This is a genomic window from Halorientalis persicus (assembly GCF_900110215.1).
Taxonomy (GTDB): domain Archaea; phylum Halobacteriota; class Halobacteria; order Halobacteriales; family Haloarculaceae; genus Halorientalis; species Halorientalis persica.
In genome coordinates, this window is record NZ_FOCX01000020.1 from 14,408 (window position 1) to 36,014 (window position 21,607).

The following is a 21,607-nucleotide window of genomic DNA, read 5'->3' on the forward strand; positions in this document are numbered from 1 at the left end:
ATGGGAGAACACACCAAGGGCCGGGACGGCCGGCCGGACGACACCATCCCGCCGACACCCGACGCGGACGGCTCGGTCGCCAGGGCGAGAGCGAACGTGTACGGACTGCTGGCCGCCGCCCTCGACGGCGAGGTCGAGACGCTGGCGACCGCACTCGAAGACGGGACGTTCGCCCGGCTCGGGGCCGAACTCCCGGCCGAGATACCGACCGACGCGCTCACTCGCGCCGACCTCGACGCCGAGGCGCTCCGGGTCGGCTACGACAACCTGTTCGTGGTCCCGGGCCAGCACTACGTCCCGCCGTTCGCGTCGGCGCACGCCGACGACCCCAGCGAGTCCTTCGAGTCGGACTCGCCGTACCACGACGAGGGTGCGGCCGGCGAACTGCTCGGCGACCCCGCGGCGACGATGGCACGGCTGTACGCTCGGGTGGGCTTCGAGCCCGACCGCGGCGACGGAATCCCGGACCACGTCGCCGCCGAACTGGCGTTCATGTCCGCCCTCTGTGCCCGGGAGGCGACGCTCCACCGGGGCGACGGCGACGCAAGCGAGATCGAGACGCTCCGTGACCTCCAGCGGACGGTAGTGAGCGAACTCGGCTGGCTCGACGCGTTCGACGACGCCGTCGCCGCGGAAGACACCGTCGAGGGGACCTTCGCCGCGCTGACCCGCCTCACACGGACGTTCGTCGCCTGGGACGCACGGGACGGCGTCGCGACCGACGCCGAGTCCGACAGGCCGTGAGCGAGTCGCAGTCGGACCGCGTTCGGGGCCAGGCCGTGGTCGGGGTCAGCACCCGACCCGAGAGTGACGGGCTTATCCGGCTGACCGTCCAGTAAGTTCGTAATGGACCTCTCGATCGTCGACATCGCGCCGGTTCGCGCGGGAGAGACAGCCACGGACGCCTACGAGGACACGGTCGCGCTGGCGCAGGCGGCCGAACGGCTCGGCTACTCGCGGTTCTGGGTGGCCGAACACCACGGCCTCGCCGACGCCATCGCGAGCACGACCCCCGAAGTGTTGATCTCGCATCTCGCCGCGAAGACCGACGAGATCCGCGTCGGCTCGGGGACGGTCCTCCTCAACCACTACAGCCCGTTCAAAGTCGCCGAGACGTTCAGCGCGCTCGACGCGCTCGCGCCCGGCCGGGTCGATCTCGGACTCGGCCGCGCGACGGGGATGCCAGCCGTCGACCGCGCCCTGCAGTCGGGCCCGCCACGCGGTGGCGACGATCACCCCGAGAAGATCGAGGCCGTCGCCAGCCACGTCTACGACGCCTACCCCGAGGACCACCCCTACAGCGACATCGTGCTGCCCCGTTCGGCAGACGGCATCCCAGAGGTCTGGGTCCTCGGGTCCAGCCCGTCCAGCGCCGAGATCGCCGGTGAGCTCGGGCTACCCTACGCCTTCGCCGCGTTCATCAGGCCGACCGTCGCCGAGCGGGCGCTCGCGACTTACAGACAGTCCTTCCAGTCCTCGCCGTTCGACGGTGGACTGGACGAACCACACAGTATGCTCGCCGTCAACGTCGCCTGTGCCGAGACGGACCACGAGGCCGCGCGGCTCCGGGCGTCCTCGGAGGCCGCCTACCGGCGGATGGCCCGCGGCGCGTTCGGCCCGCCGCCGACCGTCGAGGAAGCCGTCGACGAGATCGGCGGCGTGCCGGACCCGACGCCCGAGTCGCTCGACCCGAGCGAGTGGCCCCGGGCCATCTCCGGCGGTCCCGAGACCATCGGGACGCTGCTGGAGGGCATGGTCGAGCAGGTCGGAGCCGACGAGGTGATCGTCCAGAACCTCATCGAGGACCCCGAGGACCGGATCCGCTCGCACGAACTCATCGCCGAGGGCGTCGGTCTCGGGGAGTGACGGACGCGCCGCGTGACTTCCGAGACGACGGTAGTGTCACTCACAAAATATTCGGAAGTGGAAGAGACACTGCAGGGCAATGTCCGAGTCCCCGTTACAGCATCCAGTACTCGATCCGATCGCGGTGTGTCTCACCTGGATATCGATCCACTGGGTCATCGATCTCTTCGTCCTGAACGTACTCGTCCCGGATCGATTCACGATCATGGGACTCACCGGGATCGCAGGCGGGCTTTCGCTTCTCGCCTCCCTGATCTACCTCCACGTGAGAGCGTCCTGATCGAGGGAAACGAGTAGCGGAGCGGACTACCGAGCGGCTCAAAATCCGTAGCGAGAGCTTCGAGGGCCACCGTCCGATAGTCTCCGGGGAGAAAGTTTATGGCTGACTAACCGGCTAGTAAGTCTGTGAGCGATACCCTCTCGCAGAAGCGACCCTGGCTCGCGGCGCTTTTGGCAGTACTGGCGACCGGGCTCGGCCACCTCTATCTCCGGCGGTGGCGGCGTGCCGTCGGGTGGATCGCCGCGCTCGTGGCCGTGAGCGTGCTGTTCGTGGATCCGGGGACGGTGGACGCGCTGCTCGCCGGAAACCCGGTCGATCCGCTGACGATCGCGCCGATCGCCGTGATCGGCGGGTTCAGCGTCGTCGACGCCTACCTGCTCGCCAGCGCGCAGAATGCCCTGGCTCGACGGCGAGCGGCCACCGACAACGGAGAGCTCGCACACTGCCCCAACTGCGGGAAGGAACTCGACGACGACCTCGAGTTCTGTCACTGGTGTTCGACGGATCTGGAGGCGTTCGGCGAGTCTGGCGACGAGATAGACACAGAGGACGCCTGATCGGCGGAGAGAAGTTACCGGAGCATCGCGTCGGCGTACTCGGCGGCGGCCTGTCTGGCCGTCTCCAGTTCACCTTCTCCCAGCACTACGGAGCGGGTCCGTGCACCGTCGACGATGGTCATCAGCGCGCGCGTGACGTGTTCGGCGTCCACGTCCTCGAAGACGCCTTCGTCGATCCCGTGGTTGATGACGGCCTTGATCATATAGCGGATGTACTCGTCGTTTTGCTGGAAGCGCTCGCTGAACGCCTCCTTGTAGGGAGCCTGACTCCGCATCTCCAGGAGCGCGACCGACAGATCCCGGTTCTCTCGGGGTGCGACGAGCAACTCGTCCAGAAGGAGGTTCAACCGCTGTTCCGGGTCGGTCGTTTCGACCTCGTGGATCGAGTCGACGAACCGTTCGAGCAGAAAATCGAGAAAGGCGACGAGGAGGTCCTCTTTCGTGTCGTAGTAGTAGTGGATCGCCGCAGTGGATTTGCCGTACTCGTCGGCGATCCGCTTGATCGTGAGATCGGCGTACCCGTGCTCCCGGAGCGCTCGATACGTGGCCTGCATGATCTCCTCGTCGGGCTCCGAGAACGACCGGTCCGATGGATCAGCCATCGTACGCTGGGTTGCCCCACGATCAGATAACGGTTTTGACCACCCCTCTCGCCAGCCGCCGTCGTACCGCCCAGTCATTCCCCGCGCCCACGTTCCGATCGTCGTTCGTGCCGTGGAACCGGCTGTCGCCTCACCCAAGCTTTTTGACTAACTAGTTAGTAAGTTGGCGTACGAACGATATGGACGACGATTCAGCGACCGAGATTCTGGAGGCGACCTATCGGACGCTCTGTCGCCACGGTTACGCGGCCCGCACGACCAGTGACATCGACGCCGGGACCGGCGACGAGCCAGCGGAGGCGATCCAGTCGTGAGCCTCCGGACCCGACTCGGGTCGCTGTTTCGCGGCCCCGAGGAGTTCGACCTAACATCGGGCAGCATCGGGAAGCCGCTCTTTTTCCTCTCGATGCCGATCGTCGTCACGAACCTCTTTCAGACCGCCTACAACCTCGCGGACACCTTCTGGCTCGGCCAGTACAGCACGGACGCACTGGCGGCCATCTCCTTTGCTTTCCCGATGGTCTTCCTCTTGATCTCGCTCGGCATGGGCATCTCCGTGGCCGGGAGCGTGCTGGTCGCACAGTACACCGGGGCCGACGAGACCGACGCGGCCGAGTACGCCGCCTCCCAGACCGTGACCTTCGCCGCCATCGTCTCGCTCGTGCTGGGCGTGATCGGCTACGTCGTCGTCGGCGACTTCCTCGGCCTCCTGGGTGCCTCGGCGGACGTGTTGCCGATGGCGACCAGCTACATGGAAGTCGTCTCACTGGGCCTCATCTTCATGTTCGGGTTCATGGTCTTCGTCTCGCTGATGCGGGGCTCCGGCGACACGATCACACCCATGCTCGTCATGTTCGGGTCGGTCGTCCTCAACATCGTCATCGACCCGTTCCTCATCTTCGGGTGGTGGCTGTTCCCCGAACTCGGAATCGAGGGTGCGGCCATCGCGACCGTCTTCTCCCGGTCGCTCGCGCTGTTCGTCGGCCTCGCGATCATGCTTCGGGGCGAGCGCGGCGTCCGGATCGACCCTCGTGACATGGTGCCCGACCCCGCCTATCTCCGCCGACTCGTCCGCATCGGCCTGCCCGCTTCGATCGAGAACATGGGCCGAGCGCTGTCGATGAACCTGCTGTTGGTCATCGTCGCGCTCTTTCCCGACACCGTCGTCGCCGCCTACGGGATCGGGACGCGCGTGTTCTCGGTCGTCTTCCTGCCGGCCATCGCCGTCGCCCGCGGTGTCGAGACCATGACCGGCCAGAACATGGGCGCGAACAAACCCGAGCGCGCCGAGCGAGCGGCTGGCCTCGCGGCGAAAGTCCTCTTCGTCGTGCTCTCGGCCGCCGGCGTGCTGGTCTGGGTCGCCGCCGCCCCCATCGCCGACCTGTTCACGACCGATCCCGCCGTCGTCGAGAGCAGCACCAAGTTCCTCCGGTACGTCGCGCTGACCTTCGGGTTCATCGGCATCATGCGGGCCTACACCGGGAGCTTCCGTGGCGCGGGCCAGACCCTCGTCGCAGCGGCGATCTCCGTGCTGATGCTCGGTGTCGTCCGCTTCCCGATCGCGTGGATCGCGTCCGGCCCGCTCGGTGAGACCGGTATCTGGCTCTCTTTCGCCGTCTCCAACGTCGTGGGCGCTATCGTCGCCTACACGTGGTATCGCCGCGGCACCTGGCGCGAGAGCGACCTCACCGAATCGACCGTCGACGTAGAGGAATCCGCCGTCGAGACCGCGACGGGGGACGACTGATGGACCGAACCGACGCGCTCGCGACCCGACGCGCGAAGATCGACAGCCGGATCGAGACGGCACTCGCCGCGGCCGACGAGGACGGACTGGCGGTCGCCCGGGAGACCGTCGACGCGTTCGACGATCGGTGGTACGGCCAGCTCGTCCTCGGCGCGTACGACGCGACGGTCGACCGGCGAGACACGGCCGTGGTGCTCCCCGCCGCGGCGGCCGTCGAACTCCTGCGCGGGTACTGCCGGCTCCGCGGCGAGTTGCTCGTCCAGCTTGCCGAGCGGGGAGCCCACTCGATTACGCGGGACCCGACGGCCGCACTGCTGGGTGCGGACTACCTCTACACCGCGGCCTACTCGGCGCTCGGGTCGGCCGAGCACCCGGATCTCGACGAGGGGTTCGCGACGCTGACGAGCGTGCTGGAGTCGATCACCGGCGCGTTCGCCACCGTCGAAGGGGCTCCCACCGACGGGTCGGACCAGATCCACAGTATCGAACAGACTGCTGGCAGTCTGGGGGAGGGGGCGGCCGTCATCGGAACGACGCTCGCGGGCGTGAGCGAGGCCGACGAAGAGCGCTTCAGGGCCCTGGGTCGGGGTGCCAGTACGGCCCGGCGGATCGACCGCGCGCTCGCCTCGGAACACACCGGCACGGTCCTCCCACCCGCACTCGACGAGGATACGCTCGAAGCTCACGCGAACACGTGCCACGCAGTCGTCGACCGGACGCTCGACGAACTCGAACGGACCGCCGACGTGACGGCCCTCCGGGCGCTCCTCGCCAGTGAACGAGGCGACGGACAGCCGCCGCCCTCCCGTGATCGTGCCGCCGAGTGACCGAGTGAGTGGGGCCCTGTTGGGAGCCGTTCGTGGCCGGGCGTTCCACGACCGGCGAGCGAGGGGGCCAGTCCGCTTCTCGGACGCGGCCGGCCACCTGTCCGTGTCGCCGTCTTTTTGCCCGCTCACCGCGACTAGTGGCTGCTATGTCCGATACCATGCGTGCCGCGGTCGTTCCGGAAGCGGGCGGCGACTTCGAACTCGTCGAACGCGACGTCCCAGATCCCGAGCCCGGCGAGGTCAGGATCGCCGTCGAGGCCTGTGGGATCTGTCACAGCGACGCCTTCGCCAAGGAGGGGACGTATCCGGGGCTCAGCTATCCCCACGTCCCGGGCCACGAGATCGCCGGTCGCGTCGATGCCGTGGGCGATGACGTCACCACCTGGGCCGAGGGCGACCGGGTCGGCGCAGGCTGGCACGGCGGCCACTGTTTCACCTGCGAGCCCTGCCGGCGCGGGAACTTCCTCCAGTGTGAGAACGGCGAGATCACCGGCATCACCTTCGACGGCGGCTACGCCGAGTACGTGACCGTCCCGAACGAGGCCGTCGCGGCGGTGCCCGACGACCTCGACGCGGCCGACGCCGCGCCGTTGCTCTGTGCCGGCGTCACGACGTTCAACGCCCTGCGCAACAGCGACGCCCGACCGGGCGACCTCGTCGCCGTGCTGGGCGTGGGTGGCCTCGGCCACCTCGGACTCCAGTACGCCCACGCCGCCGGCTACGAGACCGTCGCGATCTCGCGAAGCCCCGACAAGGAAGACCTCGCGCGCTCGCTGGGCGCGGACCACTTCGTGAACGCCGCCGAGACCGATCCCGCAGAACAGTTGCAGGCCCTCGGCGGCGCACGCGTCGTCCTCGCAACGGCACCCTCTAGCGACGCTATCTCGTCGGTGGTCGACGGTATCGGCATCGACGGCTCCGTGGTCGTCGTCGGCGTCCCCGGTGCGCCCATCGAAGTGGACGCCAACACGCTCGTCGGGACCCGCGGCGGCGTCGAGGGCTGGGCCTCCGGCCACGCCCGCGACTCCCAGGACACCCTGGAGTTCAGCGCCCTGCGAGACGTGCGCCCCGAGATCGAGACCTACCCGCTGGCGGAGGTCGCGGCGGCCTACGAGCGCATGATCGAGAACGAGGCGCGATTCCGGGTCGTCCTGGAGCCCTGAGCGAGCGGCGGTCCCGTCGCCGACCCGTCGTCGACAATCCCGTGGCGAGAGTGTCGGCTCCGCCGAGGGATTCCGACGGGAGATTTAATCTCGTAGCGCCCAACGTTAGCCCGTGTCACAGACAGCACCATCACGGTTCCTCCTGGTGTCGGCGGTCGTGTGTGTCCTCGCGTGTGCGGCCGCGGCCGTGGTCCCGCTCGGGACGGGTGCCTTGCCTGCGTTCACGGGCAGTGTCACGTCGAGCGGACTGCTCGGACTGGTGTTCAGCGTCCGGAGCGTCCAGTTGCTCCGGGCGACCGGGCGACCCGGTCTGCCGGCGGCCGTCCTCACGACGATCTTCGGCGGCTGGTTCATGCTCGCGCCCCTGCTGTACCGAGACACCGGGTTCCTGCCGACCGCCGGAGTCCAGCTCGCCGGGACGCTCGTCTCGACGTTCGGCCTGTACGTCGTCGTGGCCGGGCTGACCGGTGAAACCGACGGCGCGTCGTGACCGGGTGCAGGGCTATCGCGGCCGTTCCACCCCCGATCCGAGTGGAGGTTGCCGTGTTCGCGCCGTAACTGTCCGGACATTGAAGTTGGTCTCAGCTGACGTACCGTCGTGACTCGTCGGCTTTCGCGGCGCAGGGCGCTCCAGTTCGCGGGTGGCGTGTGTGCCACAGGTCTCATCGGTGTTGCCGGAGGCACCCGCGCGACAACGGGATCGTGGCAGACATACGGATTCGACGCCGCAAACACAGCGGCCCCACCCGATCACACCGGTCCGGACGACGCCGCCACCGTCCAATGGCGGTTCGAGACCGGAAGCGGTATCGTCCTCTCGTCACCGGTGGTGGATGCAGACACCGTCTACGTCGGGAGTAACGACGCCAACGTCTACGCTGTCGACCGCCGAACCGGGACCGAACGCTGGCGCTTCCAGACCGGCGACCGAGTGAAATCGTCACCGGCGCTCGCGAACGGCACGCTCTACATCGGCAGCCACGACGGCACCCTCTATGCACTGGATGCGGCGTCGGGCCGCGAACAGTGGCGGTTCGAGACCGAATCACCAGTGGTCGCCCCACCGACAGTCGTGGACGGGACCGTCTACACCGGCGGGCACGACGCCACGGCCTACGCGCTGGACGCGGCCGACGGGAGCGAGCGCTGGTCATACGGACTCGACAGGTTGACTAACACCGCCCCGGCCGTGGTCGATGGAACAGTGGTCATCGGGAGCTGGGGCGACGGTGGCCTGTACGCGCTCGACGCCGATACCGGGTCCCTGAACTGGCGGTTCGACGACACCGGAACGGTCGATTCGAGCCCGGCTGTCGTCGACGGGACGGTGTACTTCGGGAGTTCGGACACCAACGTGTACGCGCTCAGTCTCACGGACGGAACCGAACAGTGGCGCTTCGAGACCGGCGACCGGGTGCCGTCCTCACCGGCAGTCACCGGAGACACGGTCTACGTCGGGAGCAACGATTCCAGCGTCTACGCTCTAGACGCGAGTGACGGCACCCAGCAGTGGGCCTACGAGACGGGAGATCGCGTACAGTCCTCACCAGCCGTCGTCGATGGGACGGTTTACGTCGGGAGCGAGGACGCAACACTGTACGCACTGGACGCGGCCGACGGGTCCGAGCGCTGGCTCTTCGAGGAGCCCGGATCGATCTACGGGTTGCCGGCGGTGCTGGACGACACCCTCTACATCGGCAGTTCGGACAACACCCTGTACGCGATCGGTCCGCAGTTGCCGGGTTCAGCGACGGCATCGCCGACGGCGACCGTCCGTGCGACCGACGCCAGCGGCGACGACACGCCGACTGATGGTTCGAGTGACGGATCCGGATCGCCGAGTCCCCCGGTCGAACTGCTGGCCGGCGCGCTCCTCACGGCGCTCGGTGTCGGTGCCTACTGGCGACATCGTGGCGACGACACTGTTCCGATTCACCTCTCGAACGCGAGCGGAACAGCACTCCGGTGCCGCATCTCAGTTCGGGCCGACGACGAGGACGAACTTCGGTTCGATACCAAGGTCGAACTCGACGACGGCGAGGAGCGGACACTCGACGGTGAGTTCCCCTCGGGACCGTTCAGTCTCAGGGTCGCCATCCCCCACGGCCAGCCGGTCGTCGAGACTCGCGAGACCGGCGAGGCCGTCTCACGCACCGTCGTGAACATCACCGCGGACGGCACTGACGTGACTGTCGAGTGACGACGGGGCGACCCCACCGTTCTTATTCTTGCAGTGGGGAACGTTCGGCAGTCGGCGGTGAGTTGTTTCTAGGCAGAGTACGTCCCTAATTTTAAGTCGGAAAACGCGACCAAGCCCGACACATGAGCCAACGGGTTGGGGAGCAGGTGCCAGCGCCGGTCCCGCCGGACGATCCCGACGCCTGGTACGCACCCGACGTGTGCGACCAGCGGGAGATCCACTCCGGCGTGGTCGCGACGATCCGCGAGCGCCCGGACGGATTCGCCTACGAGGTCCGCGAGCCGAGCATGACGCCCGCCGAGCGGAGCGACTTCGGCCGCGTTCGCGAGCACTTCGCGGACGCCGGCTTCGCCCGCCCGCTCACCCGCGAGGGAGCCGTCGAACGGATGGCCGACGGGTTCGCCCCGAAATCCCGCCGCGTGATCGACCGACTGACCGACTGCACGCCCGCGGGTCGTCGCCGTCTGGACTACCACGCGCTCGCCGAGTTGCGCGGTCTGGAAGAACTCACACCGTACGCGCTGGACGAGCGCATCGACGTGGCCGACGCCGCCGAGGACCGGCTGGTCGTCCACACCGAGGACTACGCGCCCGCCGTCACCGACTTGCCCGCCGATCCCGACCACCTCGAACGGTTCGCCAGCGACCGGCTGGAACGCCACACCGTCACCTTCCACGGCTTCGAGATTCCCGTCGTGATCTACCGGGAGAACGTGCTGGGTAACGACCCGTTCACCACCAAGTACGCCGTGCAGGAACCCGACCTCCTGCCGGGCGACGAGGACCTCATCGAGGACTGCAAGGAACGCATCTGGGAGACCAGCACCGACGGCCTCGTCGAGGACGCCGCCGCGTTCGTCGACGAGCGCGCCCGTGAATTGCTCTCCCGGCAACTGACTGCCCGGAACACCCGCGCGTGGTTGGACGCCCTCTCCTATCGGGTCCGGACGGCACTGGCCGAGTACGATCTGGCTGTGCCGCCCGTCGATCGCCGGTTCGCCGACGACCGCCTCTCCGATCTGGTCTACTACGTCCTCCGGGATTACGTCGGCCACGGGAAACTAACCATCCCGATCCGGGACCCGACGCTCGAGGACATCGAGGCCAACCGCGTCGGCGAGCGGGTGAAGGTCGTCCCGCGTACGGACGTGGGTCACAACGAGCGCATCCCGACGAATCTGACCTTCGAGGACGAGAAGACGTTCGTCAACGTCGTCACGCAACTGGCCGCGGCCGACGGAACGGAGTTGAACGCCAGCACGCCCAGCGCGAAGGTGAACCTCCAGCCCGAGGGGGTCGACGAGACGATCCGCTGTGCCGTGGCGCTCCCGACGATCAGCGAGGACGGCCCGCACATCTCGATCCGCAAGCAAGCCCCCGACGTGTTGACACCCGTGGACCTCCTCCAGCACAACAGCCTCTCGACGGAGCTGGTCGCCCTGCTGTGGTTGCTGTACGAACACCGTGGCGTCGTCCTCTTCTCGGGCCCGACCGGCGTCGGCAAGACGACGCTGATGAACGCCCACATGCCGTTCGTCCGGTACGACGACCGGCCGATCAGCATCGACGAGGGGTCCCGGGAAGTTCAGTTGCCTCACGAGACGGGTGTCTCGCTCACCACTCGCGACCACGAGAGCGAGTACAAGCGGGTCACGATGTCGGATCTGATGACCGAGGCCAACTACCTCAATCCCGACATCGAGGTGATCGCCGAGATCAACACGCCGGCCTCCTTCGAGACCTTCGCCGAGAGCCTGAACACCGGCCACGGCATCATCGGCACCACGCACGCCGAGGACGTGCGGACGCTGGTCAACCGGATCGTCGAGCAGGGCCTCCCGCCGTACCTGCTGAAGGAACTCGATCTCGTCGTTTTCCCCCGACACATCGACGGTGACCGCTACGTCGGACGGGTCGTCGAACTGCTGGACGAGTCGGCGTTCCGAGAACTGGATCGCGAGGCCGACACCTGCGGGACGATCCGCAAGGACGGCACGACGATTTACTACAACACCGTCGTCGAGCGCGGGCACGACGGCGAGTTCCGACTGGCCTACGATCACCCCCAGCTTGGCGACGACGAACGCTCGATGGGGACGCGCGTGTTCGACCGCCTCGCCGAGCGGACCGACAGACCAGTCGAAGCCGTCGAGGACGAGTTCCACCGGAAACACCGGTACGTGGAGTACCTCGAACGCGAGGGCGTCACCGACTTCGAGGCGCTGTTCGAGTTCCTCGCGGACCTGCGGACCGACGAGGCAGCGACGGTCGAGCGGGCGAGTCGGTCACTCTCCGGCCGCGACGGCACCGGCTACGAACCGGACATCGAGATGGAACTCGGAGGGACCGATGGCGACGACTGATCACGAGACGGCGGCGAATCCGGCCACCGGCACCCGCTCGCTCTCCGTCCTCGACCGCGGGCTGTACGCGCTCTTTTCTCGCCACGCCGACCGGCCGCGACACGAACGCGACCGCAAACGCTACCGCGCGGCGAACCTCCCGACCGGGTTCGACGTGTACCTCGCACGGGTCTACGGTGCCTCCTGGGTCGTACTGGTCGCGCTCGCGGTGCTGACCGGGACGGTCACCGCCGCCTTGCCGGCGACGCTGATCGACGGCATCGTCGGCTTCCTTGGTTCCGGCCTGCCGGTCGTGAATCGAATCGGCCTGCCCGCGATTCCACGCCTGTACGTCGCGCTCGGGGCCGGACTGGTGACCGGACTGGCCGGCAAACGACTCACCGTCTGGACCGGCGGGCTCTACCTCCGGTGGGTCGCGAGCGCCAGACGGTCGAGTATCGAGCGAACCCTGCCGGGTGCGGTCCGGTACTTGCGGGTCCTCGCGACGGGGACCAGCGACCAGCGCACGATGTTGCGGACCGTCGCCGATCAGGACGCCTACGGTGAGACCGCGGTCGCCTTCCGGACGGCACTGAACAAGGCCGAGTTGACCGGCAGCGTCGACGAAGGCCTGGAGATGGTCGCCCGCGACACCCCCTCGACGGACCTGCTCGCGCCCTTCCTGCTGAAGTTCCGTGAACACGCCAATCAGGGCGGGGATGCACTGGCGAACTACCTCCAGTTGGAAGGACGGATGCTCTCGAACCGGGAGGCACGCGCCCGCGAGCGTACCAGCGGCTTCCTCGAGCTCCTCTCCGAGCTGTTCGTCGTTTTGCTGGTCCTCCCCGCGCTGTTCGTCCTCATCCTGACGGTGATGAGTGTCCTCGCACCCGGGCTGTCCGAGCCGGTCGCGACACCCGTCGGACCAGTGGCGACGAGAACGATCCTGGTGTACGGGAGCGGTGCGTTCGTCCTCGCGGTCGGTGCCGGCTCGGCGCTGCTCGTGGAATCGCTCCGGCCGGCCGAACACTCCACGGGCCGGTACGACCTGCCCGAGAACGCGCTCTCACTGCTGGAGAGCGTGCCGACGAATCCCGCCAGCGCGGCCGTCGTGACCGCACCGCTGGCCTGCGGCATCGCTGTCCTGCTGTGGACCTGGAGCTATCGCCCGCTGAACGCCGTCTTGCTGGGGTACGTGGCGTTCGGACTGCCGGTCGGGATCGTCGCCGTCCGGCGGGCGCGCCTCGACGACGCGAAAGATCGAGAAATCAAAGACTTCGTCCACGCGGTGTCGGGCCACGTCAGCCTCGGCCGGCCGTTCCCGGACGCCGTCGAGCGGGTCGCCCGCGAGGTCGATCTCGGGGCCCTGCAGGACGACGTTGACGACCTGGCGTTTACGATGAACCTGACGACCGGGGGCGACCGGAACGAGGACACGACCGACGTACAGGCGGCCGCACTCGCCCAGTTCGTCGACCAGGTCGGGACACCGATGGCCGAACAGACCATGGGACTGGTGACTGGCGCGCTCGACGCCGGAAGCGACTCCGAGGACGTGTTCGAGACGCTCCAGACCGAGATCGGCCGACTCTACCACGCTCGCAAGCAGTTGCGGTCGTCGCTGCTGGTGTACGTCGCGGTCGGCTGGACGACGGCGCTCCTGGTCGTCGCGATCATGGTCGCTGTCAACGGCTACGTCCTCGACGGGTTCACCCAGCTGTCGTCGGTCGCCGGATCGAGCGCGGGCCTGGCGATCAGTCCCGACGCCGTCGAGCCGGCGCGGGATCGCTGGCGGTTCTACGTCGTCACGCAGGCGACGATGCTCGCGTGTGGCTGGTTCGCCGGCACGGCCTCCCGGGGTCGCTACGAGGCGCTACTCCACTCGGCGGCGCTGGTCGGTGTCGCGTACGTCGTCTTCACGGGGGCGGGGATGGTATGACCCGCGCACAGTCCAACGTCGTCGGCGTCGCCCTCTTGCTCGGCATCGCGGTCATCTCGATGGCCGCGCTCACGGCCGCCGTCGGCGCGCTGGTCCAGCACAACGCGGCCAGCGCCGACGCCGCCCGGGTGGCGACAGCACTCGACGACGCGCTCGAACCGGTCGAGACGACCGGCCAGCACAGCGACACCGTCCGGTTCACCAGCGGCCGCCTCTCGACCGCCGACCGCGAGATCAGAGTCCTCGACGCCTCGGGCGTCCGCGCCACCGTCGATGTCGGCGGCCTCGTCTTCGAGGCCGGTGACCGCCGCGTTACCTACGTGGGCGACGCTATCGTCCGGCGGTCCGGCGGGAGCGCGTGGCTCCACGACGGACCGCCGATCACTGCCACAGCCCGTGGCGACGTGTTCGTCGCGAGTGTCGCGCGCCTCAACGTGAGCAACGTCGGTGTCGGTGGCACCGGCGAGACCACAGTCACCGTCCGCACGCGCGTCACGCACAACCGGACCGCGCTCGGGACTGGCTCCTTCGGAATCGCCGTCGAGACGGCGACCCCAGAACCGCTCGAACGCTGGTTCCGCGACCGGAACGCGACCGTCTCGCGGCGGGACTTCGACGGCGACGGGACGGAGAGCGTCGTCGGGCGCTTCCCGGGGAACCGGACGGGATACCTCGTCGTTCACGATATGCACGCGGAGGTGAACGGTGGATGATGGACGCGTTACGACGGGACGACAGGGGCTTCAGCACGGTCGTCGAGAAGGTGCTGGCCATCGGGCTGGTGACGCTGTTCATCAGCCTCGTCTCGGTGACGGTCTACGGCGGTGTCGTCCCCGACGCCCGGACGGCGGCCGGCGAGGAACTGAGCGAGCGGACGCTGGCGACGGCGGCCGAACGGGTCCAGCAGGCCGTCCCGCCGAACGCGACGGCCGCCGACGTGCGGGTGCGGGTCGATCTGCCGCCGACGATCCGTGGTGCTGGCTACGAGATCCGCGCCGAGAACCGGTCGCTCGTCCTCGACCACCCGCGAGACCGGCTCGACGAGCGAGCGCGCCTCGCGCTCCCCGAGTCGGTCGTTCGGGTCGACGGGCGATGGGGGAGCGGCGAGACGACGTACGTCCACGTTCGTCGTGTGGACGCGGGACTGGTCGTTCGACTCGAAACGGGGGGACGATGAGCGCCAGAGCCCAGACGAACCTCCCCGCGCTCGCCGTCGCCCTGCTGGTGTTGACCACGACCGCTGCGCTCGGGATGGCACTGGCCGACGGGGCGTTCGCCAGCGCCGAGCGCGATTCCGGGGAGCGACGGGTCGCCGTCGCGCTCTCGGAACGGCTGGTCGGTCCCGCGGGACCGCTGACGACGCGGGCGAACGTCCTGAACGCGACGGCGGTGGAGAATCTCACCGCGAACCGGCTTCAGAACCAGTATCCTGTGGTCGGTGACCGTGCCGTCCGCGTCCGACTCGACGACCGCACGCTCGTCGAAACGGGGACCCCCGACGGCGGGACGACGATTCGCCGGATCGTCCTCGTCCGGGAGACACAGACCCGGCGCTACGAGCCCGCACTCGATATCGGGAACACGACGACGATTCCACGGCGGACGGATCGCGTTCGCCTGACGCTCGATCCGCCACCGCGGACCGTGCTCCACACGGTCCGTGCGAACGGTCGGGCCGTGTTCCACAACGCCTCGGGACTCCAGGGGAACGTCACCGCCGACCTCTCCCGGTTCGAGACGACTCGACTGGCCTTTTCGGCCAACCGGACGCTCTCGACCGGCGACGTGACCGTGACCTACGTCCCGGCCGAGGAGACCAAATCGATCCTGGAGGTGACCGTGGATGCCAGGTGACCGCGGTCAGCTCTCCCTGTCGCTGATCGAGGCGGGCGTCGGCGTCGTCTTCCTGTTGACCGTGGCGATGGGGTTCGCGCTTGGCGTCCCACAGCCCGACACGCGAGAGCCCCAACTCGACGTGTACGCCGAGGACGCCGCGACGGTCCTGCGCGGCGAAGCGCCGCGCCACCAGGGGACGACCCGACTCGCCGAGGTCGTCGCCTCGGCGGGGAGTTTCGAGCGCGAGCGAGGATCGTTGGACCGGCGGGTCGAGCGCATCCTCCCGGACAACCTCATGTACCGCGTCGAGACGCCACACGGGGCGGTCGGGTTCGAGAAACCCGCCGGCGTCCCCGTGGGTCGGGCGACCGTCACGACGGTCAACGGCGACGTGACCATCTGGGTGTGGTACGCATGACCGGCACCGAGCAGGCGGGGCGACGCGACGGCGAGCGCGGGCAACTCGTCCTCGCCGCGGCGGCCGTGCTCGCGGTCGCGCTCGCGCCGGTCGTCCTCGCGTACCTCCAGTTGGGGTACCACGCCGACGTGGCGGCCAGCACGGAGTACGACGCGCCCGTCGCGAACGCCGAGCGACTGCTGGAGCGGGCCGTCCACGAGGTCGGGACGAACGCGACCGGCCGACCCTGGAGCGAGCGCGACCAGACCGTTCGAACTGTTCGCAACCGACTCGACCAACCCCTGTCGATGCTCGCGACCGCCCGGATCGAGTCCGGGACGGCCTACGAAACGAGCTACAACCAGTCGGCCGCGGCAAACCGGGCGGCCGACCGCTGTCCGGACGGTCCGAATCGAGATTTCGGCGATTGCGTGGCCGAAGATGGGGTCGTCGTGCAGGAACGCGTCGGCGAAACCCACGTCCTCGCGGTCGCGCTGGACGTGACCGTGACGACCGAGCGCGGCGAGCGAGAGGTGACGCTGGTCGTCGAGTCAACGTAGCGGTCGAACCGGTTCGGGGTCGTTCGAGCCCACGAGAGGCGGGCGGTCCGCTCGAAACGTGCGCCCACACCCCAGTTCGAACACCGCGACCGCTTGACGATACACGCTCAGTTTCAGAGCCGGAAACACCGAATCCCGTTTTTAGTGGCGTCGCACCGTTTTTGCAACTATGCTGCCCGACTCGCCCCTCCAACGTCGATCCGCAGTGGATCCGTCGGTTGGCGACGAACGGTTGCTCGTCTCCGACGAGACCCTCGTCCTTCGGAACTACGACAGCGAAACCACTCACGAAGTCACCGTCGAGTTTCACAACGCCGACGACGAAATCGCGTTCCAGCGGACCTACACCCTCACCCCACAGGCGGTCACGAGCATCCAGACGCGACTCCCGCGTGCGGTCTACCACGTCGACGTTCGGGTCGACGGTGCCGACAGTTCCAGCGCCGACTGTCTCGTCGGGAGCGCGCCGTCCGAGACTGCGCTCGTCGAAGTGGGTAACGGTCTCGTAAGTGTCGCGGAAGGCGTTGCTTGACAGTCCCGCGCCCGGGCACGGGTGACGGTACTGCGGTGATGTCTTTCCCGGGGCTCGATAGCGACCGACACCGCGCCAGAGCGTGACCAGTACCTTCAGCGCCTCGCGGTCGGCCATCGCGCGATAGCCCTCCGGTATGCCCGCCAGATCGACCGTCTTCGTGAAGATCGACGATACCCATGGGTTCGTGGCCGACCCGGGAGCCCTGCTCGCGGTCGCTGTCGCCGTTGTAGAACCAGAGATCGGAGCCACAGATCGGCGGTGTGAGTGACCCGGACGAGCGCGTCCGTCGGTTCGGTCAGTTCCGGTTTCGGTACGTCCTCGATTCGAACGTCGCCCGGGCCGTGGAAGATCGCGGCGCGCATATCCCGTTCAGGGCCAGCAGGCACTTAGCGGTCACGCAGGCGTCGGTCCGCCGTCGTCGGCCGAGTCGGCACGGCCGGGACGACTAATTCCGTCCGGATCGAATGGTGAGTGGGGGCGAACGGAGACACAACCATGACCGACCAGCCAGATGACCCACAGACCACCGACCGCTCGTTCACCGATCCGGAGTTCGAGACGCTCGCAGTGACCGTCGACGGCGACGAGGCACTCGAGGCGATCCACGACGCCGTGAAGGGGCTCCACGCGACGGCGACACCCGTCGGCACCAAGATCAGGACGACCAGCGGCGTGCTCGTCGCCGTCGTCCACACACCACAGGCCGCGTCCGACGACGCCGAATCGGTGTTGCACTATCGAACGGAGCCCGCGTCCGCACTCGCGACCAGAAAAGCCACCACGCTCCGTCGACGACTCGAACGCCACGAGGCCGAGACAGACGCGGACGCCGTGACGGCCGAGTGATCCCCTCGAACCGTCCGGTCAGCGGCAGATCTACTGGAGTTCGTGGTCGAGCCGCTGCCAGGCGCGCATTCCGTTGCGGACGGACTTCGCTTCGAAGCCGTTCGCTCGCAGGAATTCGGCAGCACGAGCGGACGTGACACCGGCCTTGCAGACGACCGCGATCTCCTCGTTCTCGGGGAGTTCGTCGAGGTGCGTTTCCAGCGTCGAATACTCGTACTGGAGCAGGTCCTCGTAGACTGGAACGTTCGTACTGTCGGGAATTCGCCGCTGTGCGTAGTCACGCTCCGTGCGAACGTCGAGAACGAACAGATCCGCCGCGTCGTCGGCCCCGATCCGACGTGCGACCTCGGCGACCTCGATCTCGGTATTGCTCATCTCGTCCAATACCAGGGCGCGGTTCGGGCTTAAATATGTTGAAACTGGAACGAGCGGTGACGTTCGTGCCGCGGTGCGAATGTGGCCTTCCCACGCTTTCGAGGGTGCTGGTGCGACCGAGGGCCCACAGCGGAGGGAGACCGGCCCGATTCAGCAACTATTTCACGTCGCGTACACAACTACGACCACATGGGACACCACACGTTCGACGCGGGAAAAGCGGCAAAACTCGAGGACGCCGCGACGCGCTATCGCTCGGTCTCCCGCGAGGAACTCCTCTGGGGACTCGACCTGACGGGGACGGAGACGGTGGTCGACCTCGGGAGCGGGACTGGCTTCTATACCGACGACATCGCGCCCCACGCCGGCCGCGTGTACGCGGTCGACATCCAGGACGCGATGCACGACCACTACCGGGAGAAGGGTGTCCCGGCGAACGTCGACCCCGTCACCTCCGGGATCGAGGACCTGCCGTTCGACGACGGCGAACTCGACGCGGCCGTCTCGACGATGACCTACCACGAGTTCGCCACGGGCGACGCGCTCGCCGAACTCGCGCGAGTCCTCCACTCGGGCGGCCGCCTCGTCGTGGCCGACTGGTCCGCGGACGGAACCGGCGAGGACGGGCCGCCACTCGACGAACGGTTCGGCGAGGACGCGGCAGCTACGGCGCTCGACGACGCCGGGTTCGAGGTCGAGTTCCGGGCGACGCGACCGGAGACCTTCCTGATCGTCGCCACGAGGCGGTGAGTGTGAACGCCACAGCGAGGGCCACCCACAAAACACTATCCAGCTGGCCGACCCACGTTTCGGGTGATGCCAGCCACTCCGTCGCCGACACACTGGCGGACGTGGATTGACCTCCTCCCACCCCTAAAGGGGTGGGATTCCCCGACGGGGATATTCAGGTTGCGCGTTTCCTCGGCGGCTCAGGGACGCTTTCGCGTGGCCAGCCTCACAGGTCGCCATCCGGTTACGACCCCGGACGTGCTTTCCAGCGCGTACAGCCGGGTCAACGCGGCCTTCCTCCCCGGTCACGCCGGGCGGCTGCGAAGCAGTCGGTGGAGTGTTCAGTCCACGAGGCCGCACGGGTCGCCGCACCCGAACTGCTACGCCGTGCATGGTTCTCCCTCCCGTTGACGGATATTCTCGGCGGCATTCAGGTCGGCGTGGCGGCCACGGTCGCACTCGGGACACGAGAAGTGGTCGCCGTCACGCGACCCCTCGGCACCACAGACCGAACAGCGTTGACTCGTCTCGAACGGGTCAACTTCTTCGACGCGAATCCCGGCCTGCTCTGCCTTGTAGACGATGAATTCCTGCAACTGGTGGAAGTGCCACGAGTGGACACCGCGCCAGTCACTCCCGTCCCTGACACCTTCCAAGTCCTCGATTTTCAGGACGGGATTCTCGAACTGTTCGGCCCAGTCGATGAGGCGACGGGAGGCGTTGTGGTTGAGATCACGAATCCGGCGCTGTTCTTTGTTACCCACGCGGTTACGTGCGCGAAGCGCACCCGCCTGTTGCAGCGACTCGCGCAGGGAACGATATTTGCGCCGGACGTATTTCGCCTCACGACCGGACACCAGCATCGACTCACCCGTTTCTGCGTCGGCGGCAAGCAGGTGGTTGTGACCTATGTCCACGCCGATTGCCGTCTCCTCGCCCGTTTCTGCGTCGTATTCGACGGTGAACGTGCAAAACCAGTCGTCATCCCGGCGATACACCTGCAACCGGGACTTGTCGGCTTCGCCAGCCACGAGTCGAGCAACGTCGTCGGCGATGTCGTCGTACACGTCGATAGGCGTGTACCACCAACCCGAGATACAGGGAAAACCGACGACGACCGACCCGTTCTCGGTGCGGTCGATCTCCCAGTTCTGGTTGTTGATTGCAAAGGGCTGGCTGGCGTGGTATTCCACGATGCCGTCGTTCTTGTAGTCGGATTTGGCTTCGCGGATGGCCTGATTCTGGATGGCCGAGTAGAGGTCGTTGTCGATGCTGGCCGTGGTCACGCTCATGCCAAACTCGCCGGTCTCCCACCCATCGATGCAGAACTGCTTGGTATCGCGGTACAGGTGAGTGGCGCGTTGCCACTCCCTGCGGCGCTCTCGGGAGGGGTTGTGAAACGTCGTGGTGACGGTCGTCGTGACCACGATTACAGGCGTAATGTATGTCTGAATGACAATAAAACGTGGGAATATCAGGCGGGCCGATATCCGTGGTTTCCTCCCCAGTTGTCGGCTTCATCCCACCCGTGAACGGGTGGGCTTTCGCCTCGCTACCGCTGTAACGTCGGGGCCGTGTCGGTGTTCGCCTTCGTCCTGTCGCTGTCCGCGCGGGACCATCTGATGGGCCCGCTCGAATCGGTCGGGATCCCGTTCGGTCTGTTCAGCGGCTTCTTCCTCGGCCTCGCGGTCCTCTCGGTGTTTCAGTTCCTGTTCCACCTGACCGGAGAGGACATCGCCGACGAGCGGTGACGGCCGACTACTGCTGTCGCGTTCAGATCTCGACGACCCAGGCCCGGTAGCCATCGTCGCGACCGTAGACCGACTGGAACACCCGATCGAAGAAGGCACCCAGTCGGTCCGGGTCGGCGCGGGCCGTGATCCGGACGTTCGTACCGTGGGCGTCCTCGGGACTCGTCAACTCGTCGATCCGGAAGTCGGGGTACTCCTCCAGCAGGTCCTTCAGTCGGTCCAGTTCCGCGTCCGTGCAGTCGAGGTTCACCGTCTCGTCGGCGAGCTGGATCCAGGGAATCGTCTGCTCGGGGGCGTCCTCGGGCAGGTCCGGGTCGTCGGCGGCCGCTTTCTCGGCCGGAGTCGGCTCCGGTTCGATGGTGATGAAGGGACTGTCGCGCTCGCGGTGTGCCGCGACGGCGTCGGCGAACAGGTCGCGTCGATCCGTCGGCGTGTCGGCGTCGAACCGTGTCACGACCCGTCGTTCGTCGGCCAGCGTGAAAAGAGCGGGCGGATGGGGTTACTCCACAACGTAGGACTGGTGGTCACCCCGCGTCCGCACGTCGACGAACTGGTGGCGGGTCGCGTCGCCGACCGACCCTGCAAAGGACGGGGCCGACTCGCCGGTGTCGTACACCTCGTTGGCTCCGTACAGGTCGTGATCGTGCAGTCGCTCGCGGAGGTCCGCGGGCACGCCGGCGTCGGTCGCCAGGTCCACGACGAGCAGGCGGTCGGTGAAGCTCTTGGCGAGCCAGGCGTCCGCGACCACCTCCCGCTCTCGGAGGTCGGCAGCCAGCCCGCGCAACTCCGCAGTCCGCTCCATCACCGATCCGTTCGGTCCGTTCCGGGAAAGTCCCGGTCCCGAACGTCTTCACCCGCGCCTGAGGCGAGGTGCACGAGCGCCTCGGTCGGCGTCGGCCCTGCATCCGCGGATCAGTCTGAGCCGGAACCGGCTGGAACGCGCCCGCCGCACACGGTCGAGTCACTCGAAAGTACCACTTACCAGTTTAATTATGTTTCCAGAATGTAGCCGTCACATCCGGCAGTTTCACTTTCACTCCGCGTGGCTCGGGTAC

General features: G+C 67.5%; 26 protein-coding genes and 2 pseudogenes. 22 read left to right on the forward strand and 6 right to left on the reverse strand.

Annotated features, from left to right (window positions below; translation table 11 throughout):
- The 4 genes from BMX17_RS17635 (at position 1) to BMX17_RS17650 (ending at position 2,703) form a co-directional block, all read left to right on the forward strand.
- Complete coding sequence (locus tag BMX17_RS17635) at positions 1–744, forward strand: TorD/DmsD family molecular chaperone (protein WP_092662521.1); 744 nt, start codon at positions 1–3, stop codon at positions 742–744.
- 102 nt (positions 745–846) lie between these two features.
- Complete coding sequence (locus BMX17_RS17640) at positions 847–1,866, forward strand: LLM class flavin-dependent oxidoreductase (RefSeq protein WP_092662523.1); 1,020 nt, start codon at positions 847–849, stop codon at positions 1,864–1,866.
- Positions 1,867–1,945: 79 nt separating this feature from the next.
- The gene (locus BMX17_RS17645; RefSeq protein ID WP_092662525.1) at positions 1,946–2,146 is read left to right on the forward strand and encodes a hypothetical protein; all 201 of its coding nucleotides are present in this window, start codon (positions 1,946–1,948) and stop codon (positions 2,144–2,146) included.
- Positions 2,147–2,271: 125 nt separating this feature from the next.
- Entirely contained in the window at positions 2,272–2,703 is a 432-nt protein-coding gene (locus BMX17_RS17650) for a zinc ribbon domain-containing protein (RefSeq protein ID WP_092662527.1), read from the forward strand.
- A 14-nt stretch (positions 2,704–2,717) separates the two neighbouring features.
- On the opposite strand, the gene BMX17_RS17655 is transcribed toward BMX17_RS17650, so the two are convergent.
- Positions 2,718–3,305 (reverse strand): TetR/AcrR family transcriptional regulator, encoded by a 588-nt coding sequence (locus tag BMX17_RS17655; protein WP_092662529.1) that lies wholly within the window; start codon positions 3,303–3,305, stop codon positions 2,718–2,720.
- 179 nt (positions 3,306–3,484) lie between these two features.
- Here BMX17_RS17655 and BMX17_RS27355 point away from each other — a divergent pair.
- The 14 genes and pseudogenes from BMX17_RS27355 to BMX17_RS27015 all read left to right on the forward strand — a co-directional run.
- A pseudogene (locus BMX17_RS27355) lies at positions 3,485–3,574 on the forward strand (TetR/AcrR family transcriptional regulator); the annotation flags it as partial.
- A 41-nt stretch (positions 3,575–3,615) separates the two neighbouring features.
- Positions 3,616–5,052 (forward strand): MATE family efflux transporter, encoded by a 1,437-nt coding sequence (locus BMX17_RS17660; RefSeq protein WP_092662531.1) that lies wholly within the window; start codon positions 3,616–3,618, stop codon positions 5,050–5,052.
- Complete coding sequence (locus BMX17_RS17665; RefSeq protein ID WP_092662533.1) at positions 5,052–5,879, forward strand: hypothetical protein; 828 nt, start codon at positions 5,052–5,054, stop codon at positions 5,877–5,879. Before BMX17_RS17660 ends, BMX17_RS17665 begins: the two co-directional genes overlap by 1 nt.
- 158 nt (positions 5,880–6,037) lie before the next feature.
- Positions 6,038–7,042, forward strand: coding sequence for an alcohol dehydrogenase catalytic domain-containing protein (locus BMX17_RS17670; protein WP_092662651.1), 1,005 nt, complete (start codon positions 6,038–6,040; stop codon positions 7,040–7,042).
- A gap of 112 nt (positions 7,043–7,154) precedes the next feature.
- The gene (locus tag BMX17_RS17675; RefSeq protein WP_244515046.1) at positions 7,155–7,532 is read left to right on the forward strand and encodes a hypothetical protein; all 378 of its coding nucleotides are present in this window, start codon (positions 7,155–7,157) and stop codon (positions 7,530–7,532) included.
- A gap of 108 nt (positions 7,533–7,640) precedes the next feature.
- Positions 7,641–9,242 (forward strand): outer membrane protein assembly factor BamB family protein, encoded by a 1,602-nt coding sequence (locus BMX17_RS17680; RefSeq protein ID WP_092662535.1) that lies wholly within the window; start codon positions 7,641–7,643, stop codon positions 9,240–9,242.
- Positions 9,243–9,364: 122 nt separating this feature from the next.
- A complete protein-coding gene (locus tag BMX17_RS17685) occupies positions 9,365–11,605 on the forward strand; it encodes a type II/IV secretion system ATPase subunit (RefSeq protein WP_092662537.1) in 2,241 nt (746 codons plus the stop codon).
- Entirely contained in the window at positions 11,592–13,523 is a 1,932-nt protein-coding gene (locus tag BMX17_RS17690; protein ID WP_092662539.1) for a type II secretion system F family protein, read from the forward strand. The genes BMX17_RS17685 and BMX17_RS17690 overlap by 14 nt, the downstream gene beginning before the upstream one ends.
- The gene (locus tag BMX17_RS17695; protein ID WP_092662541.1) at positions 13,520–14,236 is read left to right on the forward strand and encodes a DUF7289 family protein; all 717 of its coding nucleotides are present in this window, start codon (positions 13,520–13,522) and stop codon (positions 14,234–14,236) included. The genes BMX17_RS17690 and BMX17_RS17695 overlap by 4 nt, the downstream gene beginning before the upstream one ends.
- Positions 14,236–14,700: a DUF7266 family protein gene (locus tag BMX17_RS17700; protein WP_092662543.1), complete on the forward strand. Its 465-nt coding sequence runs from the start codon at positions 14,236–14,238 to the stop codon at positions 14,698–14,700. The genes BMX17_RS17695 and BMX17_RS17700 overlap by 1 nt, the downstream gene beginning before the upstream one ends.
- Entirely contained in the window at positions 14,697–15,377 is a 681-nt protein-coding gene (locus tag BMX17_RS17705; protein ID WP_092662545.1) for a DUF7263 family protein, read from the forward strand. Before BMX17_RS17700 ends, BMX17_RS17705 begins: the two co-directional genes overlap by 4 nt.
- Complete coding sequence (locus BMX17_RS17710) at positions 15,367–15,777, forward strand: DUF7262 family protein (RefSeq protein WP_092662547.1); 411 nt, start codon at positions 15,367–15,369, stop codon at positions 15,775–15,777. The genes BMX17_RS17705 and BMX17_RS17710 overlap by 11 nt, the downstream gene beginning before the upstream one ends.
- Positions 15,774–16,316 (forward strand): DUF7261 family protein, encoded by a 543-nt coding sequence (locus BMX17_RS17715; protein WP_092662549.1) that lies wholly within the window; start codon positions 15,774–15,776, stop codon positions 16,314–16,316. The genes BMX17_RS17710 and BMX17_RS17715 overlap by 4 nt, the downstream gene beginning before the upstream one ends.
- Before the next feature lie 205 nt (positions 16,317–16,521).
- Positions 16,522–16,848, forward strand: a complete 327-nt coding sequence (locus tag BMX17_RS27015; protein WP_129070339.1) for an Ig-like domain-containing protein — start codon at positions 16,522–16,524, stop codon at positions 16,846–16,848.
- Between the two features lie 166 nt (positions 16,849–17,014).
- Here BMX17_RS27015 and BMX17_RS27020 read toward each other — a convergent pair.
- Positions 17,015–17,201 (reverse strand): annotated as a pseudogene (locus tag BMX17_RS27020) (alcohol dehydrogenase catalytic domain-containing protein); the annotation flags it as partial.
- Between BMX17_RS27020 and BMX17_RS27025 the strand changes: the two are divergent.
- Both BMX17_RS27025 and BMX17_RS17725 read left to right on the forward strand, forming a co-directional pair.
- Entirely contained in the window at positions 17,112–17,300 is a 189-nt protein-coding gene (locus tag BMX17_RS27025; protein ID WP_244515051.1) for a hypothetical protein, read from the forward strand. The pseudogene BMX17_RS27020 and the gene BMX17_RS27025 overlap by 90 nt on opposite strands.
- A 46-nt stretch (positions 17,301–17,346) precedes the next feature.
- Positions 17,347–17,697: a hypothetical protein gene (locus BMX17_RS17725; RefSeq protein WP_092662551.1), complete on the forward strand. Its 351-nt coding sequence runs from the start codon at positions 17,347–17,349 to the stop codon at positions 17,695–17,697.
- 30 nt (positions 17,698–17,727) lie between these two features.
- Here BMX17_RS17725 and BMX17_RS17730 read toward each other — a convergent pair whose 3' ends face one another.
- Complete coding sequence (locus tag BMX17_RS17730; protein ID WP_092662553.1) at positions 17,728–18,072, reverse strand: rhodanese-like domain-containing protein; 345 nt, start codon at positions 18,070–18,072, stop codon at positions 17,728–17,730.
- A gap of 189 nt (positions 18,073–18,261) precedes the next feature.
- Here BMX17_RS17730 and BMX17_RS17735 point away from each other — a divergent pair, with 189 nt between their 5' ends.
- Complete coding sequence (locus tag BMX17_RS17735; RefSeq protein WP_092662555.1) at positions 18,262–18,822, forward strand: class I SAM-dependent methyltransferase; 561 nt, start codon at positions 18,262–18,264, stop codon at positions 18,820–18,822.
- Between the two features lie 359 nt (positions 18,823–19,181).
- Here BMX17_RS17735 and BMX17_RS17740 read toward each other — a convergent pair whose 3' ends face one another.
- Positions 19,182–20,228, reverse strand: a complete 1,047-nt coding sequence (locus tag BMX17_RS17740; protein WP_092662557.1) for an RNA-guided endonuclease TnpB family protein — start codon at positions 20,226–20,228, stop codon at positions 19,182–19,184.
- A gap of 147 nt (positions 20,229–20,375) precedes the next feature.
- Here BMX17_RS17740 and BMX17_RS26310 point away from each other — a divergent pair, with 147 nt between their 5' ends.
- A complete protein-coding gene (locus BMX17_RS26310) occupies positions 20,376–20,552 on the forward strand; it encodes a hypothetical protein (RefSeq protein ID WP_170845462.1) in 177 nt (58 codons plus the stop codon).
- Positions 20,553–20,574: 22 nt separating this feature from the next.
- Here the strand turns inward: BMX17_RS26310 and BMX17_RS17745 are convergent, their stop codons facing one another.
- A complete protein-coding gene (locus BMX17_RS17745) occupies positions 20,575–21,006 on the reverse strand; it encodes a DUF7975 family protein (protein ID WP_092662559.1) in 432 nt (143 codons plus the stop codon).
- Between the two features lie 45 nt (positions 21,007–21,051).
- Positions 21,052–21,354 (reverse strand): hypothetical protein, encoded by a 303-nt coding sequence (locus BMX17_RS17750; protein ID WP_092662562.1) that lies wholly within the window; start codon positions 21,352–21,354, stop codon positions 21,052–21,054.
- Positions 21,355–21,607: the final 253 nt, after the last annotated feature.

What these genes read in the sequence shown, in the direction of transcription:
- BMX17_RS17635 (WP_092662521.1), top strand. Translation starts at nt 1, where the DNA reads ATGGGAGAACACACCAAGGGCCGGGACGGCCGGCCGGACGACACCATC.
- BMX17_RS17640 (WP_092662523.1), top strand. Translation starts at nt 847, where the DNA reads ATGGACCTCTCGATCGTCGACATCGCGCCGGTTCGCGCGGGAGAGACA.
- BMX17_RS17645 (WP_092662525.1), top strand. Translation starts at nt 1,946, where the DNA reads ATGTCCGAGTCCCCGTTACAGCATCCAGTACTCGATCCGATCGCGGTG.
- BMX17_RS17655 (WP_092662529.1), bottom strand. Translation starts at nt 3,305, where the DNA reads ATGGCTGATCCATCGGACCGGTCGTTCTCGGAGCCCGACGAGGAGATC.
- BMX17_RS17665 (WP_092662533.1), top strand. Translation starts at nt 5,052, where the DNA reads ATGGACCGAACCGACGCGCTCGCGACCCGACGCGCGAAGATCGACAGC.
- BMX17_RS17670 (WP_092662651.1), top strand. Translation starts at nt 6,038, where the DNA reads ATGCGTGCCGCGGTCGTTCCGGAAGCGGGCGGCGACTTCGAACTCGTC.
- BMX17_RS17685 (WP_092662537.1), top strand. Translation starts at nt 9,365, where the DNA reads ATGAGCCAACGGGTTGGGGAGCAGGTGCCAGCGCCGGTCCCGCCGGAC.
- BMX17_RS17690 (WP_092662539.1), top strand. Translation starts at nt 11,592, where the DNA reads ATGGCGACGACTGATCACGAGACGGCGGCGAATCCGGCCACCGGCACC.
- BMX17_RS17695 (WP_092662541.1), top strand. Translation starts at nt 13,520, where the DNA reads ATGACCCGCGCACAGTCCAACGTCGTCGGCGTCGCCCTCTTGCTCGGC.
- BMX17_RS17700 (WP_092662543.1), top strand. Translation starts at nt 14,236, where the DNA reads ATGGACGCGTTACGACGGGACGACAGGGGCTTCAGCACGGTCGTCGAG.
- BMX17_RS17705 (WP_092662545.1), top strand. Translation starts at nt 14,697, where the DNA reads ATGAGCGCCAGAGCCCAGACGAACCTCCCCGCGCTCGCCGTCGCCCTG.
- BMX17_RS17710 (WP_092662547.1), top strand. Translation starts at nt 15,367, where the DNA reads ATGCCAGGTGACCGCGGTCAGCTCTCCCTGTCGCTGATCGAGGCGGGC.
- BMX17_RS17715 (WP_092662549.1), top strand. Translation starts at nt 15,774, where the DNA reads ATGACCGGCACCGAGCAGGCGGGGCGACGCGACGGCGAGCGCGGGCAA.
- BMX17_RS17725 (WP_092662551.1), top strand. Translation starts at nt 17,347, where the DNA reads ATGACCGACCAGCCAGATGACCCACAGACCACCGACCGCTCGTTCACC.
- BMX17_RS17730 (WP_092662553.1), bottom strand. Translation starts at nt 18,072, where the DNA reads ATGAGCAATACCGAGATCGAGGTCGCCGAGGTCGCACGTCGGATCGGG.
- BMX17_RS17735 (WP_092662555.1), top strand. Translation starts at nt 18,262, where the DNA reads ATGGGACACCACACGTTCGACGCGGGAAAAGCGGCAAAACTCGAGGAC.
- BMX17_RS17750 (WP_092662562.1), bottom strand. Translation starts at nt 21,354, where the DNA reads ATGGAGCGGACTGCGGAGTTGCGCGGGCTGGCTGCCGACCTCCGAGAG.